The organism is Acinetobacter sp. LipI_15 (genome assembly GCF_058242865.1).
In genome coordinates, this window is the sequence record NZ_JBZAYN010000001.1 from 1712950 (window position 1) to 1732969 (window position 20020).

At 39.5% G+C, this 20020-nt stretch carries 18 protein-coding genes; 9 read left to right on the plus strand and 9 right to left on the minus strand.

Annotation, left to right across the window (positions count from 1 at the left end; translation table 11 throughout):
- Nucleotides 1–73: 73 nt before the first annotated feature.
- The 3 genes from AC4CU0_RS08225 to AC4CU0_RS08235 all read right to left on the minus strand — a co-directional run bounded on the left by AC4CU0_RS08225 (nucleotide 74) and on the right by AC4CU0_RS08235 (nucleotide 2981).
- A complete protein-coding gene (locus tag AC4CU0_RS08225) occupies nucleotides 74–1939 on the minus strand; it encodes a SurA N-terminal domain-containing protein (RefSeq protein ID WP_490742905.1) in 1866 nt (621 codons plus the stop codon).
- 132 nt (nucleotides 1940–2071) lie between these two features.
- Entirely contained in the window at nucleotides 2072–2344 is a 273-nt protein-coding gene (locus AC4CU0_RS08230; RefSeq protein WP_078188662.1) for an HU family DNA-binding protein, read from the minus strand.
- 166 nt (nucleotides 2345–2510) lie between these two features.
- Nucleotides 2511–2981 carry a phasin family protein gene (locus AC4CU0_RS08235; RefSeq protein ID WP_490742906.1) on the minus strand — a complete coding sequence of 157 codons (471 nt, stop codon included), beginning with the start codon at nucleotides 2979–2981 and terminating at the stop codon, nucleotides 2511–2513.
- Between the two features lie 207 nt (nucleotides 2982–3188).
- Here AC4CU0_RS08235 and AC4CU0_RS08240 point away from each other — a divergent pair, with 207 nt between their 5' ends.
- The 8 genes from AC4CU0_RS08240 (at nucleotide 3189) to fdx (ending at nucleotide 9363) form a co-directional block, all read left to right on the plus strand.
- The gene (locus AC4CU0_RS08240; protein WP_180004651.1) at nucleotides 3189–3836 is read left to right on the plus strand and encodes a hypothetical protein; all 648 of its coding nucleotides are present in this window, start codon (nucleotides 3189–3191) and stop codon (nucleotides 3834–3836) included.
- 112 nt (nucleotides 3837–3948) lie between these two features.
- On the plus strand, nucleotides 3949–4422 hold the full coding sequence (locus AC4CU0_RS08245) for an Rrf2 family transcriptional regulator (RefSeq protein WP_078188665.1): 474 nt from the start codon (nucleotides 3949–3951) through the stop codon (nucleotides 4420–4422).
- A gap of 1 nt (nucleotide 4423) precedes the next feature.
- Nucleotides 4424–5641 carry an IscS subfamily cysteine desulfurase gene (locus tag AC4CU0_RS08250; protein ID WP_180183467.1) on the plus strand — a complete coding sequence of 406 codons (1218 nt, stop codon included), beginning with the start codon at nucleotides 4424–4426 and terminating at the stop codon, nucleotides 5639–5641.
- Nucleotides 5642–5745: 104 nt separating this feature from the next.
- On the plus strand, nucleotides 5746–6132 hold the full coding sequence (gene iscU, locus AC4CU0_RS08255) for a Fe-S cluster assembly scaffold IscU (protein WP_078188667.1): 387 nt from the start codon (nucleotides 5746–5748) through the stop codon (nucleotides 6130–6132).
- A 37-nt stretch (nucleotides 6133–6169) separates the two neighbouring features.
- Nucleotides 6170–6490, plus strand: a complete 321-nt coding sequence (gene iscA, locus AC4CU0_RS08260) for an iron-sulfur cluster assembly protein IscA (RefSeq protein WP_078188668.1) — start codon at nucleotides 6170–6172, stop codon at nucleotides 6488–6490.
- Nucleotides 6491–6593: 103 nt separating this feature from the next.
- The gene (gene hscB, locus AC4CU0_RS08265) at nucleotides 6594–7109 is read left to right on the plus strand and encodes a Fe-S protein assembly co-chaperone HscB (RefSeq protein ID WP_180034816.1); all 516 of its coding nucleotides are present in this window, start codon (nucleotides 6594–6596) and stop codon (nucleotides 7107–7109) included.
- A 39-nt stretch (nucleotides 7110–7148) separates the two neighbouring features.
- A complete protein-coding gene (gene hscA, locus AC4CU0_RS08270) occupies nucleotides 7149–9008 on the plus strand; it encodes a Fe-S protein assembly chaperone HscA (RefSeq protein WP_490742907.1) in 1860 nt (619 codons plus the stop codon).
- Between the two features lie 16 nt (nucleotides 9009–9024).
- Complete coding sequence (gene fdx, locus AC4CU0_RS08275; protein ID WP_180163468.1) at nucleotides 9025–9363, plus strand: ISC system 2Fe-2S type ferredoxin; 339 nt, start codon at nucleotides 9025–9027, stop codon at nucleotides 9361–9363.
- Between the two features lie 172 nt (nucleotides 9364–9535).
- Here fdx and AC4CU0_RS08280 read toward each other — a convergent pair whose 3' ends face one another.
- From AC4CU0_RS08280 to aspA, 5 genes are all read right to left on the minus strand, one after another.
- Nucleotides 9536–11002: an adenylate/guanylate cyclase domain-containing protein gene (locus AC4CU0_RS08280; protein ID WP_490742908.1), complete on the minus strand. Its 1467-nt coding sequence runs from the start codon at nucleotides 11000–11002 to the stop codon at nucleotides 9536–9538.
- A gap of 61 nt (nucleotides 11003–11063) precedes the next feature.
- On the minus strand, nucleotides 11064–11498 hold the full coding sequence (locus AC4CU0_RS08285) for an HIT domain-containing protein (RefSeq protein ID WP_067762788.1): 435 nt from the start codon (nucleotides 11496–11498) through the stop codon (nucleotides 11064–11066).
- Nucleotides 11499–11721: 223 nt separating this feature from the next.
- Nucleotides 11722–15189 (minus strand): transcription-repair coupling factor, encoded by a 3468-nt coding sequence (mfd, locus tag AC4CU0_RS08290; protein ID WP_490743485.1) that lies wholly within the window; start codon nucleotides 15187–15189, stop codon nucleotides 11722–11724.
- Between the two features lie 179 nt (nucleotides 15190–15368).
- Nucleotides 15369–15725 (minus strand): hypothetical protein, encoded by a 357-nt coding sequence (locus AC4CU0_RS08295; RefSeq protein WP_180007827.1) that lies wholly within the window; start codon nucleotides 15723–15725, stop codon nucleotides 15369–15371.
- A gap of 334 nt (nucleotides 15726–16059) precedes the next feature.
- Entirely contained in the window at nucleotides 16060–17508 is a 1449-nt protein-coding gene (gene aspA, locus AC4CU0_RS08300) for an aspartate ammonia-lyase (RefSeq protein WP_490742909.1), read from the minus strand.
- Between the two features lie 423 nt (nucleotides 17509–17931).
- Here aspA and putP point away from each other — a divergent pair, with 423 nt between their 5' ends.
- Nucleotides 17932–19434 (plus strand): sodium/proline symporter PutP, encoded by a 1503-nt coding sequence (gene putP / locus AC4CU0_RS08305; RefSeq protein WP_490742910.1) that lies wholly within the window; start codon nucleotides 17932–17934, stop codon nucleotides 19432–19434.
- Between the two features lie 62 nt (nucleotides 19435–19496).
- Here the strand turns inward: putP and AC4CU0_RS08310 are convergent, their stop codons facing one another.
- Nucleotides 19497–19991: an Lrp/AsnC ligand binding domain-containing protein gene (locus AC4CU0_RS08310; RefSeq protein ID WP_490742911.1), complete on the minus strand. Its 495-nt coding sequence runs from the start codon at nucleotides 19989–19991 to the stop codon at nucleotides 19497–19499.
- Nucleotides 19992–20020: the final 29 nt, after the last annotated feature.

Here is a 20020-nt window from a genome sequence, read left to right on the forward strand (position 1 = left end):
TAAAGTGTGATGCATTAAACTTAAACATAAAAAAACCAGCTCAAAAGCTGGTTTTTTTTTAAAGCTGCCTAAATTATTTAATTTTGGCATGATCTTTTAGATAACGTGTGTAGTCATCAAATTCTTGTTGACCACGAAGCTGTTGATAAAGTTTTTTTAACTCATCTAACTGCTCACCCGTTAATGCCGCATCGGATTGTTTGTTCACTGCAGTCACAGCAACCACAACCAATTCATTTGGTAGATTAGTCGTAGTAACAGACCAATGACCTGCTTTCGGTGCTTTTACACTAAATGCAGCACGTTGAATTTCGCGTTTCAACAAGCCATCCGCACGAGTGAAGGTACCCGCATTTTCAAAGTTTAAATTGCCTTTCGCGACTGAAGCAGCAGGTTTTGCAGCAAACTCTTTTAATGTCGCTTGAATTTGGGCTTTTGCAGCATCAGACGCTTTCTTTTCAATCAGCTGAGTTTTCACATGCGCTTTCGCCTCAGCTAAAGTTTGAACACCTGCAGCGTGATAGTTACGCACTTTCACCCAAACTACATCACCGTTTTTCAACTGAATGCTCGATGAAACATTACGTTCACCATTTTTAACATCATCGTTAAACAATTTAACTTTGACGTTTGCATCACTTAAAACTGGATGTTGCGATGCTAATGTTAAGCCATTCAATGATTGTACTTTTACGCCTTTCACTTCTTGACCCACGACATCGAGGGCATCACTACTCACCACCATATCATTGAGGCTGTTTACAGTGTCAGAAAAAACATTGGCTTTTTTCGAAGCAGCGACTTCTGCTTGCAGACGTACTTTTTCTTGTTCAAATGAAGCCACTTTTACAGCTGGCGCCACTTTTTCGATCAAGTGATAACCACTGTCTGTTTTTACTGGAGCAGTCACTTGACCAGCTTGAGCACCTTCAACTGCTGCATCAAATGCATCACCAAATACACCTTTTTCATAAGCAACCAGTTCACCACCTTTTGCTTTAGATTCAGGATCTTCAGAGAATTGCGCTGCAGCTTGGTCAAAGCTTAAACCCGCTTTAATTTTAGCTTGAACACTTTCAGCCAGTTTTTTAGCTTCGGCATCTGAACGATTGTCCGCAGTGATCATGATGTGCTTAACGAGTGGTTTAACTGACTTCTGTGCATTCTCAACAAAGCTGTTATACGCTTCTTTCAATTCAGCATCAGTTGCAGCTTCTACAGGTGCAGTAATATTGGCAGGTGTTAATACGACAAAATCAGCATCAACACTGGTTGCTTGTTTAAATTTGTTTTTATGCTGCTCATAATAAGCGGCAATTTCAGCATCAGATACTTTTACATTTTTCTTGTAATTTTCAAGATTAATGCTCGCCAACTGAATACTACGTTGTTCCGTTTGTAAGTTCGCAATTTGCAAGATATCAAGCTTACTCACCAATGCATATTCCATAAATGTTGTAGACAACATTTTTAAAGCATGGTCTTTACGTAAATTATCAATGAATGTGCGGTTCGTCATACCAATCGATTCGAGGTATCTCCCAAACGCTTCATCAGAAAATTGACCATTGACTTGGAAGCTTGGCTGCTGATGAATCATTTGCACAATTTGTGCATCACTCAAGCTAATGCCTAATTTATCAGCTTGTTGCAATAACAATTGGCGTGAAACCAAAGTATCCATCGCTTTATTGCTAATGAAATTTTGATTCAATAATGTTTCATCACCCTGAGCATATGCTAGATATTGTTCTTTTAATGAGTTCGTCAGTGCTTCGAGTTCTTTTTGAGAAATTTCAGTACCGTTTACAGTCTTTGCTGCATCTTTAGATCCACCACTAAAATATCCTTCAATACCTACAAGTGCTAAAGGGGTCAAAAACAAAACGAGCAAGACCTTGCCCAGCCAACCCTTAATGACTTTACGAAACGATTCCATAAGTATTCCAATATTTTATTTGCGGTGAATTTTAACCGAAAACCCGAGATGAATGAATGCGATATATCAATTAATCACATTTACCAATAAAAAACGCGCCAAATAATGGCGCGTCTCATGTGCTTAATAAGATTAAGCTACAGAATCTTTCAAGCCTTTACCAGCTTTGAAGCTAGGAACTTTGCTTGCTTTGATTTCTAAAGTCGCACCAGTTTGTGGGTTACGACCAGTACGTGCAGCGCGTTCTTTAACGCTGAAAGTACCAAAACCAACTAAAGTAACTGTATCACCAGCTTTCAATGCATTGGTAACTGCAGCAATTGTAGCATCTAAAGCTTTACCGGCATCGGCCTTAGATAATCCCCCATTTTCGGCAATTGCATCAATTAATTCTGATTTATTCATGAAAATTACGTCCTCTTAATATCGTTTATTTAAGGTTCAAGAATTTGTATAAAACGCCATAACGCCTTTATAGCAATGCTTTAGGGTTAAACGCAATACTCATCAACCTCTTTTTATAGAATTTTTTGACGAAAAAAACCTTGAAAATTCGATAATAGTAAAAAAGTTAGTGTTTTTTTAGTATTTCGGCCCTCAGTTGGGCATTTTCTTCGGCCAATTGGTCAACTTTAGTATGTAATTGAAGTATAAGCCTTTCTAAGTGCTGTAAATCCTTTACAGTCACCAATCCTAAACGGTTTAAAGAATGATTAACACTATTATCTAAAATTTTTTCTACTTTATCTTTCGTATCAGTTACAGATTCTTTGGCTTTTTCTGAAACCTTTTCTACAGTTTGATCTGCAATATCAATCGTTTTGGACTCAAGCTCCTCTCCAACTTTGACTAAAGAGTCAAAAAGCTTATTTCCTTCGCCTTCTGCACGTGAAAAAGCACCTAATCCAGCCAACCAAATCTGTTTGGTATATTTGCGAAAATCCATTTTAGAGCGGTGATCAGAATGACTACGTACGCGAGTTTTAGCCGGCTTTTCTGCTTTTTCTTGTGCATCATCAATTATGCTTTCTGTATTTTCCATAATCCGCACTTCTCCTGATTATTTTATGTGCACAGCAACATGTGATTCTTCATTTTAACAAAATAATAGCAAACATATGACTTGATAGATTGATTAAACTGTTCTACAAAGCTGGTGAATTACCAACTTTTTGGTATATTCTAAGTTCCTCTAGAGCAGGACGCTCAGTTTCCAGTGCTTTCAGATTTTAACAAGGACATTTTTTTTATGAGTGATACGCAACAAACACAAGCTCAACCACATTTGTTGCTTACTATGACCCTGATTGTTTTAGAAACGATTTTTACTTTCATTTTAAAACATGACCGTGTTGTAGCATTACAAGCTAAAAAATTTGTTGATCAAAAAGTCGCACTGAAAATAAATAGCTACATCCCTTATTTTGATTTTTATGTTCAGTTTACTGAGCACGGTATTCTGTTCGACACGAAATCTCCAGATAAAGCCATCGACCTTGATGTCCGCACGACACTAATAGATTTGGTAAAAATTTTTGTATTTGGTAATCGTAAAAGCATCAAAACCATGCGTATCGATGGTGATGTGGTTCTAAAAGATGAATTTCGTGATCTGGTTTCATTATTTAGTGTGCCCAAAATTTTATCTGACTGGAAACATTGGCTGTCTGAACCTGTCGAAGAAAACGATATCGTTGCGTCTAAAAAACGTATTGCCCCACTTTTAGAAAAAATTGAACAGCAACGCTCTAAAATCAACACACTGCAAGTTGAAGTTAAACAATACAAAAACCGTATTAAGCGTATCGAACGCCGTCAAAAGCGGATTAATATCGCTTTTAGTCTAATATCTGTTCTTTTAATAACGTTATTAGTGTATAATGTGTGGTTCAAATAAATACATAATTTTTCAGACAAAATAAAACAAATAAACAATCTCAAAAAAACTTGACTATTTTAGTCAGGATTCATAAAATCTGCACATCTAGACTTAACATGTGTATCGAATCATGCGCTTAACAACTCGCGGTCGCTACGCAGTGACTGCTCTACTTGATCTAGCTTTGCAGCCAACTGAACAAACGATCACTCTTGCAGAAATTGCAGCTCGTCAAACCATTTCAGTGGCCTATCTTGAGCAGTTATTTGCAAAATTAAAGCGTCACGGCTTAGTTTCCAGCATCCGTGGAGCAAACGGTGGTTATCACCTAGCTCGTAGTGCTGAAGACATCACTGTTTTGGAAATTATTGAAGCTGTAAATGAAACAGTTGATGCAACCCGTTGTGACCACAAAGGCAACTGCCAAAATGGTGCAATGTGCTTGACTCACGATTTATGGCAGGAACTCTCCCACCACATTGCCGATTATCTTGCAAAAATCACCCTTGCTGACCTTGTAGCACGCGATAACGTTCAAACCGTATCTATTCGTCAAAATTCAGCAAACTTTGATTCAGCCCTTTTATCGGTTACAGGTATTTGACATGAAGCGTCCTATTTATCTTGACTATGCAGCAACTACACCTGTAGACCCTCAAGTCGCAGAACGTATGATGGAATGTCTAACGTTTGACGGTACTTTTGGTAATGCAGCTTCTCGTTCTCATGCTTACGGCTGGCAGGCAGAAGAAAAAGTAGAATATGCACGTGAACAAGTTGCTAATCTAGTAAAAGCTGATCCACGCGAAATCGTTTGGACTTCTGGTGCAACTGAATCTGACAACCTTGCGCTTAAAGGTATTGCTCAGTTCTATGCATCTAAAGGCAAGCACATTATTACAAGTAAAATTGAACATAAAGCAATTCTTGATACTTGCCGCGAGCTTGAAGAAGAAGGCTTCGAAATTACTTATCTTGAGCCAGAAGCAAAAACAGGTTTAATTACACCTGAAATGGTTCAGGCTGTCCTTCGTCCAGATACGATTCTTGTATCTTTGATGATGGTGAACAATGAAATCGGTACAACTACAGATGTAGCTGCAATCGGTGAATTGACTCGTGCAAACAAAACTTATTTCCACGTAGATGCTGCGCAAGCTGCAGGTAAAGTAGAAATTGATCTTTCAACAATGAAAGTTGATTTGATGAGCTTCTCTGGCCACAAAATCTATGGTCCTAAAGGTATTGGTGCTCTTTATGTACGTCGTCAACCACGTGTACGTATTAAAGCGCAAATGCACGGTGGCGGTCATGAACGTGGTATGCGTTCAGGTACGCTAGCGACTCACCAAATCGTGGGTATGGGCGAAGCGTTCGAACTTGCAGGTAAAAACCTTCATGCCGAACAAACTCGTATTCGTGTACTTCGTGACAAACTTTGGAATGGCTTGCAAGGTCTTGAACAAGTCTTCCTGAACGGTCACCCAGAATACAACGTTGCAAACTATCTAAACGTCAGCTTTAACTTCGTTGAAGGTGAATCGTTAATGATGGCACTTAAAGATTGCGCAGTATCTTCTGGTTCTGCATGTACATCAGCAACTTTAGAACCATCCTATGTACTTCGTGCATTGGGTCTTTCAGATGAATTGGCTCATAGCTCGATTCGTTTCAGCTTTGGTAAATACACCACTGAAGCCGATATTGACCATGTACTTGAAATTACCAAAGCAGCAGTTGAAAAACTACGTGATCTTTCACCGCTTTGGGATATGTACAAAGAAGGTATCGACCTTAATTCTGTAGAATGGGCTGAACACTAATTCATCCCGGTGAGATAGCTTTTATTTTAAGGCTATCTCATTGATTAACGTAATTTCACCCCCATATTAATCTTAAGGCTGACCCCGAGGTTTGGAGAAGCGTCATGGCTTATAGCGAAAAAGTAATTGATCATTACGAAAACCCTCGTAATGTTGGTGTTTTAGACAAAAATGCAGAAAACGTTGGTACAGGTATGGTCGGTGCACCAGCTTGTGGCGATGTTATGCGTCTACAGATCCAAGTTGATGACAACGGCGTAATTGAAGAAGCTCGCTTCAAAACTTACGGTTGTGGTTCAGCAATTGCATCTAGCTCATTAGTAACAGAGTGGCTAAAAGGCAAAACTCTTGATGAAGCTCAAGCAATTAAGAACATTGATATTGCAACTGAACTTGCACTTCCACCAGTAAAAGTACACTGCTCTGTACTTGCTGAAGATGCAATCAAAGCTGCTGTAGAAGACTACCGTAGCAAGAAAGTAAAAGCTTAATTGTTTACGTGTTTTAAAAAAGATTAACGGAGTTTTCATGATTCATTTAACTGAAAATGCTGCAACTCATATCAGCAATTACATCAAGAATCGCGGTAAGGGTGAAGGCATTCGCGTTGGCGTGAAAACTTCTGGCTGTTCTGGTTTAGCTTATGTACTTGAGTTTGTCGATGATATTGACACGCATGACCAAGTATTCGATCAGTTTGGCGTAAAAGTATTCGTTGATCCAAAAAGCTTAGTTTATCTTGAAGGTATGGAGATGGACTATGTGAAAAATGGTTTAAACGAAGGTTTTGAATTTAATAACCCAAATAAAAAAGGCGAATGTGGCTGCGGCGAATCGTTTACGGTTTAAGCCATTTCCACGCTCCTTTTCGCATTAAAACAGTGTAAAATTCACTGTTTTAATTGCATTTAAAGCAACACTTTTTGCACCTCTATTGCGGACACCATCTCCCATGAATCATTTTGAGTTGTTTAACTTACCTGTAGCACTCGATATTGATTTAGCAGTTTTAAAAGCTGAATTTTTAAAGTTGCAGCAACAATATCATCCAGATAAAGCCGAAGACAAAGATCTAGCCCTGATAAAATCTAGTGAGATTAATCAAGCATTTAAAGCTTTATCCAATGTTGATAGCCGCGCTGCATATCTTTTAAGTCTCAAAAAACAAGATTATCACCTTGATCAATCGATTAGTGATTTTGAGTTCCTACAAGATGCCTTAGAAATTCGTGAACAGTTAGATGAGGCAGGCTCTGCTGATGACCTCACTTCACTTAAAACTGAAGTTCAGCAATGGATTGACGGTTTGGTTCGTGAATTTAAAATTGATTATGACGACGAAGACTGGGCTGAAGCACGTGATACCGTACGTAAATTACGCTTCTTCCAAAAAGTAATGGCTGACATCGATAAAGCTGAAGATCGCTTCTTAGACGACGATAGCTTTGATTTAGACGATGATTTTTAATTTATTTTTTATATTTGACGTTCAAAGGATGTAACACACATGGCTCTCTTGCAAATTGCAGAACCTGGTCAATCAAGTGCGCCGCATGAACACCGCATCGCAATTGGTATCGATCTTGGGACTACACACTCTTTAGTAGCCGCGGTACTTTCTGGTAAAGCGAAAGTGCTTAACGATGAACATGGTCGTGTGTTACTCCCTTCTATTGCACACTATGGCGAATCCACTACGCAATATGGTGACGACGCAAAGGCATTCTTAACGACTGATCCTAAAAACACCATCGTTTCTGTAAAACGCTTTATGGGTCGCTCTAAGGCAGATATTAAATTCCAACACCCGTACAACTTAGTCGGTGAAGCGAATGAAATGCCTGCTTTTGAAACTGCACAAGGTCGCAAAACACCAGTTGAAATTTCTGCTGAAATTTTAAAACAACTTAAAGACCGTGCAGAAAGCAGCTTAAACAATCCAGTAAATGGTGCTGTCATTACTGTGCCTGCCTATTTTGATGAAGCACAGCGTCAAGCAACGCGTGATGCAGCACAGCTTGCAGGCTTAAATGTACTCCGTCTTTTAAATGAACCGACTGCTGCGGCAGTGGCTTATGGCTTAGACCAAGACACCAATCTTGCACATGATCAAAACTATGTGATCTACGATCTGGGTGGTGGTACTTTTGACGTTTCAATTTTACGTTTCTCTCAAGGTGTTTTTGAAGTTCTAGCAACGGGTGGCCACACGGCGCTTGGTGGTGATGACTTAGACCGTCTGATTGTAAAATGGGCAAAAAAACAACTGAATATTGAAACTTTAGATGATGCTGAATATGCCCATTTCATCGTTTCTGCTCGTAAAGCAAAAGAAGCTCTAACCGAGGCTGAATCTGTAGAGCTTAAAGTTCTTGATCAATCATTGACTTTAGACCGCCCTACTTTTGAATCCATCATCAAAGTTGCTTTGGATAAAACCATCAGCGTTTGTAAACGTGTCATGCGTGATGCCAAGCTTGAGCTCAGCGATATTCAAAATGTGGTATTGGTCGGTGGTTCTACCCGCTCGTATGCTGTACAAAAAGCTGTTCAAGATGTCTTCAATCAAGAACCGCTCTGTACTATTAACCCTGATGAAGTTGTGGCCATTGGCGCGTCGATTACAGCGAACCAACTTATTGGTAACTCTAAAGATGGTTCACTGCTTTTAGACGTCACACCACTTTCTTTAGGTTTAGAAACCATGGGCGGTTTGGTTGAGCGCCTTATTTCGCGTAATACAGCCATTCCAGTGGCGCGTCGCCAAGAATTCACAACCTATCAAGATGGTCAAACAGCGATGTTGATTCATGTTGTACAAGGTGAACGTGATCTGGTTGAACATTGCCGTAGTCTAGGTCGTTTTGTACTTCGTGGTATTCCACCGATGACTGCGGGTCAAGCGCGTATTGAAGTGACTTTTCAGGTCGATGCTGATGGTTTACTCACGGTGTCAGCCAAAGAAACCACTTCTGGTGTGCATGCTCAAATTGACATCAAACCATCTTATGGTTTATCTGATGCCGATACTGAACGCTTACTGATTGATGGTTATAAGTTTGCTGAAGAAGATAAAAACTTACGTCATCTTCAAGAAACCAAAGTGGAAGCAAAACGTGAACTTGAAGCACTTGATCAAGCACTTAAAGTGGATGCTCAACTCCTCAACCAAGAGCAATACAATTCCCTCACTGCTGCACGCACTGTTTTAGATGCTGCACTTGAAACGACAGATATCAAAGCTATTGAACATGCTGTAGAACAGCTTAAAATACATAGCGATGCATTTGCTGCAGCTCGTATGAATCAGCACATTGATGCCGCATTGAAAGGCACAAAACTCGATGACTGGTCAAACTCAAATTAATTTATAGGTCAAGATTATGCCACGTATTAAAGTACTGCCTCACGCAACAATCTGCCCAAACGGCGCTGAGTTTGAAGTCGAATCAAATGCTAACCTTTGCGAAAGCATGTTAAAAAACGGCATCAAAATTGAACATGCATGTGATATGTCTAAAGCATGCACCACTTGCCATGTGGTTGTACGTAAAGGTTTTGATGGTCTAGATGAAATGGATGATGTCGAAGCAGATCTTCTCGATCGTGCTTGGGGATTAGAACCAGACTCTCGTCTGTCATGCCAAGTACAAATTGAAGATGAAGATTTGGAAATTGAAATTCCTAAATACACCATCAACCATGCTTCAGAAAATCATTAATTTATAGAATATTTTCTATAATTAAAAAGCCAGTTTATCGTAACTGGCTTTTTTATGGATAAATTTATTTAATATTTCAAAAATAAGAAGTTTTTATAAAAGCATGAACTGAGTTATTGTTAAAATTTTATGTGATACGATTAGATCTAATTTTTACAATGTATATGTGAAATCAAGAGTGAGATTCAGTTTTTTTGACTTCTTCAATAACTTCATCTTCTAAATTCAGTTTGACGATACCAGCAGAGTTAGTCATTTTTTGCTGTGTTTGTAGGCGCTGAATCATGCGTTCTAAGACATGTATTAGTTCTGGATATTCAAAGTTTTGTACTTCATCTAAGTTCAACAATAGATTAAAGCCTTTATATTCGTAGTCAAACCAACGTTGATAATCTGTTTTCTGTGAGGTGTATTTTTCCATCACTTGCCAAGTACGTACTGGGCCTTTGATGCCTTTTAAGAAGATCGGCGCTTTGGGTGCACATAAATAGTCATTTTTCACTAAATGATGCGTATCGTCTGAAATCAAAATTTCATCGACTTCGGCAGCGCTTTGCAAGCGTGCAGCCAAGTTAGCATCACGTCCAACGATGGTATAAGCCATACGGTGAGCTGCACCATAGTTCCCAACGTGGCAATACCCTGTAGAAATACCCATACGAATATGTAACGGCGGATAACCCATTTTAATCCAACGTTCACGCAGCAACTTCATTTGCTGACGCATGACCATTGCCATCTCTAAACAGGTTTTTGCATCTTGCTCTACGCCTTGGCTATGTGGATCACCAAAGAAGATTAGAATTGCATCCCCCATAAATTTATCGACAGTCGCTTCATACTGTTTGGCAATCTCAGTCATATGACTCAAATAGTCATTGAGTAGAAATGCTAAATCGTCTGGGATTAATGTTTCGGAAAGTTCTGTAAACCCTTGGATATCTGAAAAGAAAATCGTGAGTTTTTTACGTTTATATTCGATTTTAGCTTCAGATTCACCTTTCATAATCGATTGCCAAAGTTGCATTGGCGCATAACGACTCAGCTGATTGGCGAATTCCATATAACGATTCATCTGATCATAATAATGGTTCTTTTTATTACTTAGAGACTGAACTTGGGTGTGCTGATAAAAAGTTCCTACACTGAAATAGGTAATGAGGCACAGAAAACCAAGTACGGTTAATTCACTGCTGGTTGACTCGAAATATTCTTGGAAACCAAAGACATAAATATTACATAAATAAAATACAGTGACGCCCACAATCCCTGCCAAGGACATCATTAAAAAATTGATTTTGTTATAGATTGTTGTATATAGCAGCGCAAAGACGGCAAGAAAGGTTAAAACGAGGCTTAAATGTACTGCAGACATCAGTACAGCAATTACTATGATATCGATCAGAAACAGCACATTGCGTTTAGTTTGATTGCTATATCGATAAATTAGCCAATGGGAAAACTTGGGAACAACTAAAATCAGAAAAAATAAAAATGCAGGAATGTAGATTTGATAATGCGTATCTGGTTGGGTGTAGTGATAGACAACAATCACCAAAGACAGCATGATATATCCCATCAAACGATGAAAATATTCAAACTGTTTAGGCTCTTTGCTGATTAAATTGTCTAACGGCACTCGATCGCCCCCATACGGACACTCATTCTTCTACTATCCTGATATTGTCCGTAAATCGGGATTAGTCCATACGCCAATCAAAAGGCATATCGCCTTGACCACGTAGTGCAAGCATTAGTGTTTGGCGCATGTGTGCCAAGACATCATTGTTATAAGGAACTGCTGGCGTACCCCAAACTGGTTTCGGCCAAGCCACATCATTTTGATAACGAACAACATGATGAAAATGTAATTGTGGAACCATATTACCCAATGCAGCTACATTCATTTTGTCTGCACGGAATACACGTGACAATTGGCTTGATAACCAGCTTGATTCACGTAAAAACTGCTCTTGGTCTGCCTGACTTAATTCATAAAGCTCTGTAATTCCCGGAACACGTGGAATCAAAATAAGCCACGGGAATTGCATATCATTCATCAAACGACATGTTGACAGAGGAAAGTCGCCTACATAAAACGTATCTTGAGCAAGTTGTGGATGTAAACTAAACATATCTTTATAAATGATGCAAAATTAGAATGATGGCTAATACTATCACATCCTTATGGGTGTGAATATTCTGTACAGAACGTTTCATTACAAATAAACTGCATTTGAATAAAACGTTGCGTGCTTATGCACTCTAATAAATTTTTCAAAAAAATCAAGCGTTTCTTCTATATAAAAAACACGCATAAAATCTACTCATTCTAAACAAGCAATTTATACGCCAAATCTATTGATTTGGCGCCAATTCCTTCAGCAAACTGTCTAATAAGTCATTTATAAATTGAATGCGTTTGTCATATTCTTCGAGCATGACCATCACTTTTAGACGCTGTCCACCTTCCATTCGAAAGAAAGTCGGATGCTTTTGCATCATTTGGATAATGGATATGGCTTGAACTGGTGTATCTGGTGAGAACTCAATACTGCCGCCATGTGAGCTGATATCAATTTTTGTGATACCCAATTGTTCCGCTTTTAAACGCAACTGATGGACAGAGAATAACTGCTTGACTGCTTGCGGAGGCAAGCCGAAACGATCAATTAACTCCATACGAATGTTATCGAGTTTTTCTTGAGTATCCGTATTACTAATGCGTTTATAGAACAATAACCGTTGATGTACATCACCTAAATAATCATCTGGAATTAAGGCTGGTATGTGCATGCTAATTTCAGCCGTTAATGACAATGGAGAGTCAAAGTTAGGCGTTTTACCTTTTTGAATGGCTTTGGTGGCTTTTTCAAGCATTTCCATATACAGGCTATAACCGATGGTTTGCATTGAGCCACTTTGCTGTTCACCCAGCAACTCACCTGCGCCACGAATTTCTAAGTCTTCTGTAGCCAACATGAAGCCCGCACCCAAAGTCGATGCACGAGAAATGGCATCTAGGCGTTTTTCAGCATCACCTTTTAAACCTTTGAGCGAAGGCACTAGTAAATAAGCATAGGCTTGATGGTGCGATCGACCAACACGACCACGTAGTTGGTGCAACTGCGCTAGTCCAAGTTTATCTGCACGCTCAATCAAAATGGTATTGGCGTTTGGCACGTCAATCCCAGTTTCAATAATGGTTGAACACACCAGCACGTTATATTCTTTGTGATAGAACTGCTGCATGATTTGCTCTAGTTCACGCTCACGCATTTGACCATGTGCTACCGCAACTCGGGCTTCAGGAACCAATTCACGTAGAGTTTCTGCCGTACGTTCAATGGTCTCGACTTCATTGTGTAAGAAATACACTTGCCCGCCACGTAATAGTTCACGCAAGATCGCTTCTTTGATCGAATCTCCAGTGTGTTCTTGCACAAAGGTTTTCACAGCAAGACGACGTGCAGGTGGCGTTGCAATAATTGATAGATCACGCATACCACTAAAAGCCATATTCAGCGTACGTGGAATAGGCGTTGCAGTTAGCGTCAGCATATCGACATCGGCGCGTAATGCTTTAATTCGCTCTTTATCACGCACACCAAAACGGTGCTCTTCATCCACGATCATGAGACCGAGATTTTTAAATTGCACACTTTCCTGCAAAATTTTATGTGTGCCAATCACAATATCCACTTTACCTTCTGCGAGGTCTTCAATGGTTTTAGTATGTGATTTTGATGATCCAAAACGTGAAAGAACTTCGATACGTACAGGCCAATCCGCGAAGCGGTCTTTGAATGACTCATAATGTTGCTGCGCCAACAACGTGGTTGGAACAAGTACTGCCACTTGTTTGTTATTTTGTACTGCCACAAATGCAGCACGCATGGCCACTTCTGTTTTACCAAAACCGACATCACCACAAACCAAGCGATCCATCGGCTTCGCTTGTTGCATGTCATACAGTGTCGCTTCAATAGCATTGGCCTGATCTAGGGTTTCTTCATAGGCGAAGCCACTGGCAAACTGCATATAGAGGCTCTGATCCAGTTCAAAACCATAACCCGGCTTCGAGTGACGACGTGCTTGAATATGTAAGAGTTCTGCCGCCACATCATGGATCTGCTCTAAAGCTTTGCGTTTGGCTTTAGACCATGCATCTGTGCCCAATTTATGTAATGGTGCTAGATCTGGGTCACCACCACTGTATCGGCTAATTAAATGCAGGTTTGTCACAGGGACATAAACTTTGGCTGCATCGGCATAGTCTAACTGCAAAAATTCATGGTCTTGGTCATCGATACTCAAGGTAATTAAACCTGCATATCGCCCCACACCATAATCAATATGAACCACAGGTGCGCCAATACTGAGCTCGGTTAAACTGCGAACAAGGAACTCTTCTGATACTTCCTGTTGGCGTTTACGACGACGTTGAACCACACGGTGTTCATAAAGTTGATTTTCAGAAATTACACTAAGCTTGTCAGTTAGTAATAAACCACGATCTAAGGGCGCATTGGTGATCGCAATCGCATGCATAGAATGCATAAAATCATCAAAACTTTCGACCGTCGGGATATCACCCAAACTTGGACGCAATGCATCTTTTAAAGTTTCACGTCGACCAGCACTTTCAGCCACTAAAAGCACTGGATAATTTGCCGCATCGATATATTGCTTAACAGCAGAAAATGGCTTTTCACGTTTTGGATCGACAGGTAAACGGGGTGGAATCTCAGCTGCAAGATTGATCACGCCATTTCGTTCATCAAAAGCCTCAGGCGAAGCCACAATACGACGGCAGAGATTTAATTGTTCTAAAACCTGATTTGGTTGTAGGAAAATCTGCTCTGGCGGCAAAATCGGTTGGTCGACATTATGACGGCGGTCTTCATAACGACGCACAATATCCGACCAAAACTGAATCAATATGTCATCAATAGCTTTATCTGTAATGACAATGCCATTCTTAGGTAAGTACGAAAATAGCGTACTTTGCTCTCTCATGGTTTGTTCAGAGAAGAACAACGGAAAATAAAATTCAATACCCGGTGAAGCTATGCCATCTTGTACATCTTGATAAATTGGATTTTTCTTTGGATTTGCCGTCGGAAAATTTTCCGCATATCGATTACGAAACAGTGAACGCGCTTCTTTTAATGGAAATTCTTTTGCAGGTAAAACCGTAAAATGATCTAAGTTTTGGGTGGTTCGCTGAGTTTCAGGATCAAAGAATTTGAGGGTATCGATTTCATCATCAAATAAGTCAATACGAATCGGTGAACTTTGCCCCGAAGCGTAAATATCCATGATGCTGCCGCGTACTGCAAATTCACCATGATCATAAACGGTGTCCACCAAGTGATAGCCCGCTTGTACTAATCTTAATTTTTGTTGTTCGATATCAAATTTTTGACCTACTTTAATATCAAAGTGTTCACCTAATACCCAAGATGCAGGCGCAACTCGCTGCGCCAAGGTTGTTGCCGAAACCAACAACACGCCTTGCTGTGGCATATTAGACAAAATCGCCAAGCGCTCAGAAACGATGTCTTGATGTGGCGATAGGCGGTCATAAGGTAAAATTTCCCAATCAGGGAAAATAGTTGGCTTGATTCCGTAAAATTCCAGCTCACTTTCTAACTGCCCGAGATGCTGATTATTACGTGCTACAATCACAAACAACTGTTTCGATTGTTTGCTAATTTCTTTAAATAATAATGCAGCAGATGAGCCTTGTAAGTTTCCGACCCACCGCTTTTCGCCAGCTTTAAGCTGTTTAAGATTGAGTTGTGAAATTTCTTGCTGGAACATGATGTAAATAGCTTTTAATGTTTTAATCACTTGGTGATCATATTAACACGATGCTTTTTACATTCCGAGATTTAAGCAACTATATACAGTGTTTTAACCAATGTGGATTTGTGATTGTATTTTCTATTGATGAGTACCCTTAACGCACACATCAAACTCAAACACTGCAGTCCATTCACTTACTTACGATCACGGATGAATTGACGATAATAATCATTCAATAGTTTGACATAATGTTTAAATTGCAACAGATTTTCTTCAGTATTGCCTAATCTTGCAACAAAGCGTTGATTTGCAATTTCCAAGTCTATTTTTTCATTGATAATCATTGCAGTCGCATAGAGCTGTTTTAAATCATCGAAATTTGTCATTTTTCTATTCGACAAATATTCCATACGTTCAGACAAAGTATTTAAAACTACGCCTTCAATGATATAGCCCTGAGTTTCATCATATTGAATGTGGTGTTGTTCTAAGTAAAGTTGCTCAGGCGACTCTTTAGCGCCTTTGAATAAATCGACTAACTTATTAAACATCTGACTATCTACAACATGATAAAAAACCTATTGTACTTCGATTACGTCCTTTTTTGGGCAAGTTAAAGCTTTTCTGACTTTATCTATGCACTAAATTTTTCATCCAAACCTTCATGACTATATATAGAACAATAATTACAATCCTAAGCAAATATAGCGTTTTATTCTCAACCTAATACTTTCTTTTAGAAATTAGGTTTCTAATGGATACTTAATACATGACTGTCATTAGTTTAGTTCTCTATATTTACCACTAATTTCTTCAAATAAAAAACGAAGGATTAACCTTCGTCATTTACTCATCATTTACTATTTAAAAGTCTTAAATAAGCATTTAACTCACTTGAGCGAGTGGCATACTAAATGGTGTCACTTCAGAAACTAAATTTTCAATCGAGAAAATTTCATCCAATTGACTTTCAGTTAACAGCTCTTGCTCTAAAACCACTTGGCGAATGGTTTTATTTTCGGCAATACATTGCTTACCGATTTCATCACATTTTGCATGACCTAAATATGGATCGAGTAAGGTCACGATTCCTACACTACGCATCACAGCATCAAAACATGCTTGCTCATTTGCCTGAATTCCTTGGATACATTTGCTATCTAATGTTTTTACGGCATTCACCAAAAGCTCAATCGATTCATTCATGGACAATGCAATGACCGGCTCCATGACATTTAATTGTAATTGCCCTGCTTCTGCGGCTAAAGTTATGGTTAAATCATTGCCCATCACTCGAAATGCAATTTGGTTGACCACTTCAGGGATCACAGGATTGACCTTTGCAGGCATAATGGACGAACCTGCTTGTAACTCAGGTAAACGAATTTCCGCTAAACCTGTTCGTGGCCCCGAACTTAAAAGACGTAAGTCATTACAGATTTTAGAAAGTTTGACAGCTAAACGTTTTAAGCAACTTGATAATAAAATAAATACGCCACAATCGCTGGTTGCTTCGACATAGTCTTCTGCACCTTGCAATTTTAGACCGGTCAAATGAGCTAGATTTTCTACAGCCTTGGCCGCATAACCTGCAGGAGAATTCACGCCAGTGCCAATTGCCGTCGCACCTAAATTAATTTCCAATAGAAGCTGTCGATTTTGCTCAATCAACTTCAAATCTTCTTTTAATAATGTTGCAAATGCTCGGAACTCTTGCCCCAAAGTCATCGGAACAGCATCTTGTAACTGTGTACGCCCCATTTTGATGACATGTTTAAACTCATCGGCTTTAATATGTAAGCTTCCAATTAGCTGATTTAAAACCACAAATAAAGCATCAAAAGCGCTAAATGTTGCTAGACGCAGCGCTGTTGGATAGACATCATTGGTGGATTGTGACTTATTGACATGGTCGTTGGGATGAATCCGTTGATAACTGCCTTTAGCATCTCCGAGCAACTCAAGGGCAATATTGGCAATGACTTCATTGGCATTCATGTTAATAGAAGTGCCTGCTCCACCTTGATAAATATCAATTGGAAATGAATCTGCCCATTGTTCAGGATGATCAATCAATGCATCGCACGCCTGCTGAATCGCTTGGCGAATATCATCTTGTATTAAGCTAAATTGATAATTGGTTTCTGCTGACGCTTTTTTTACCCGAGCAATAGCGCGTACAAAGTTTAAATTTTGTCCGACATGCTGCTTTGATATTTGAAAGTTTTCGATGGCACGCAATGTATGTATACCGTAATAACATGACTGCGGGACTGCTTTATCCCCCAATAAATCATGCTCTATTCTCGTTTTTTCCATTTGAACCGTTGTCACTGCGCATTCCCTCTAATTACGCACCAAGACTGTGCATACCTCATATTCGACCTGTTCAAATCATCTCACTACAGATGATGTGATGCACATTTGCAACCAAATATTTCAAATGCACATTTCTTGTTCACCATGTAACATTGTGTAATTTTTACCTAATTTCATTAGTTCTCTTTTTGTGATGAAAAGTCTTAAGTAGATTTACATTTCAAAATTTAAATTCCCTTCTGTACAACATTTCAGCAGCACAATAAAAAATTCGATTTGTAATAAGAAAAAATATCATTTACGCAAAACATACATAAAATATGCTTAAAGGTTACAGAGTGTAATTTTTAAATCGTGCTTGAATCTGCGACTTACGACAGAAGTACAAATTTTCATCTAGGACAGAGATGATTTGCTTTCATTAAGGATGAACCGCCTATGAGCCATTTAAACCCGACATTAGTCACCTTTATTTTTTATATTCTTGCAATGCTTGCCATTGGTTTGTATGCCTACAAAGCTACGCATAACTTTGACGAATACATTTTAGGTGGACGAAGTTTAGGAAGTGTTGTGACTGCACTTTCAGCAGGTGCATCCGACATGAGTGGTTGGCTACTCATGGGTCTCCCTGGTGCAATTTATCTATCTGGTCTTTCCGAAGCTTGGATTGCAATCGGCTTAATTATCGGTGCTTGGTTGAACTGGCTGATCGTTGCAGGTCGCTTGCGTGTTCATACCGAATATCAAAATAATGCCCTGACCCTGCCCGATTATTTCACAAGCCGTTTTGCAGACCGTAAAAAGATTTTACGTATCATTTCAGCTGTAGTGATTTTAGTGTTCTTTGCGATTTACTGTGCTTCTGGCATGGTGGCTGGCGCACGACTTTTCGAAAGTTTATTCGGTTGGAACTACACAACAGCACTGTGGATTGGTGCCATTGCAACCATCAGCTATGTCTGTATTGGTGGATTCTTAGCGATTAGTTGGACCGATACTTTCCAAGCGGGTCTGATGATCTTTGCACTACTGATCACACCGATCATCGCTTACCTTGCTTTAGGTGATAACAGTCAAAATCTTGCTGCTATTTTGGAAACAGCTCGCCCGCAAGCTTCCAATTTATTTGAAGGCTTAAGTACAGTTGCGATTTTATCCAGCATGGCGTGGGGCTTAGGCTATTTTGGTCAGCCGCATATTTTGGTTCGCTTTATGGCAGCCGACTCTGTTAAATCCATTCCGAATGCACGTCGCATTGGTATGACATGGATGATCCTATGTCTAGGTGGTGCTGTAGCAGCCGGTTATATCGGCATTGCTTACTTCCAAGTCCACCCAGAACTAGCAAGCGTCGTTAATGCTAACCCTGAAACGGTATTTATGGAATTGACTAAAATTCTATTCAATCCGTGGATTGCAGGGATTATTTTAGCCGCAATTTTAGCTGCGGTGATGAGCACACTTAGCTGTCAGTTATTGGTGTGTTCAACAACCTTGACGGAAGATTTGTACAAAGGATTTATTCGTAAAAACGCATCGCAAAAAGAATTGGTTTGGATTGGACGTGCGATGGTTTTGGCAATTGCCGTATTTGCAATCACCTTTGCTATGAACCCTGCAAGTAAAGTTTTAGGCTTAGTGGCTTATGCATGGGCAGGTTTCGGTGCTGCATTTGGCCCGCTGATTATTCTTTCATTGCTGTGGAAACGCATGACACTTAACGGAGCAATCATTGGCATGATCGTGGGTGCTGTGACTGTCATCGTGTGGAAAAACTACTTAGGCCACCTCGGTTTATACGAAATCATTCCAGGCTTTATTTTCTCTGCGATCAGTATCGTTGTCGTGAGCTTATTGGGCAAAGCACCAGAAGCGGATGTGGTTGAACGCTTTGAAAAAGCCGAAGCGCAATATCAAAAAGAAATGTCTAAAATCTAAAATTTCTGACACTAAAAAAGGGGCTAAATGCCCCTTTTTTATACTCGATTATTGATGATTAGCTACTTCGGCCGAGCCGCAGGTTTCAGCTTAATTTGCATACTTTCTTTGATCACCTCCATCACAGGATAACTACGCGTTTCCTTGATACCAGGTAATTGCCAAAGCACCTGCCCTGAAATTTTTCTAAATTCTTCCATATTTGCACAGCGTATTTTCACCACAAAATCAAAACCACCGCTGATCATATGACATTCTACGATTTCTGGAATTTGACACACTGCATCCGAAAAATCTTCCAATACATTGGGTGTGGTTTTATCTAGTAAAATCTCCACAAAAACCACAAATCCATTGTTGAGTAAGACCGGATTTAAACGTGCTTCATAGCCTAAAATAAAGCCTTCTTTAGATAATTTTTGCACACGTGCCAACGCCGCAGTGGGTGATAAATTCACCATTTCCGCAAGCTTAATATTGGACAATTTTCCGTCTTCTTGCAGCAGCTCTAAAATTCGAATATCTATACGGTCTAAGCTCAAATATGGGCTAGTCATCTGAATTTTTCTCTAAATATTATTAAAAC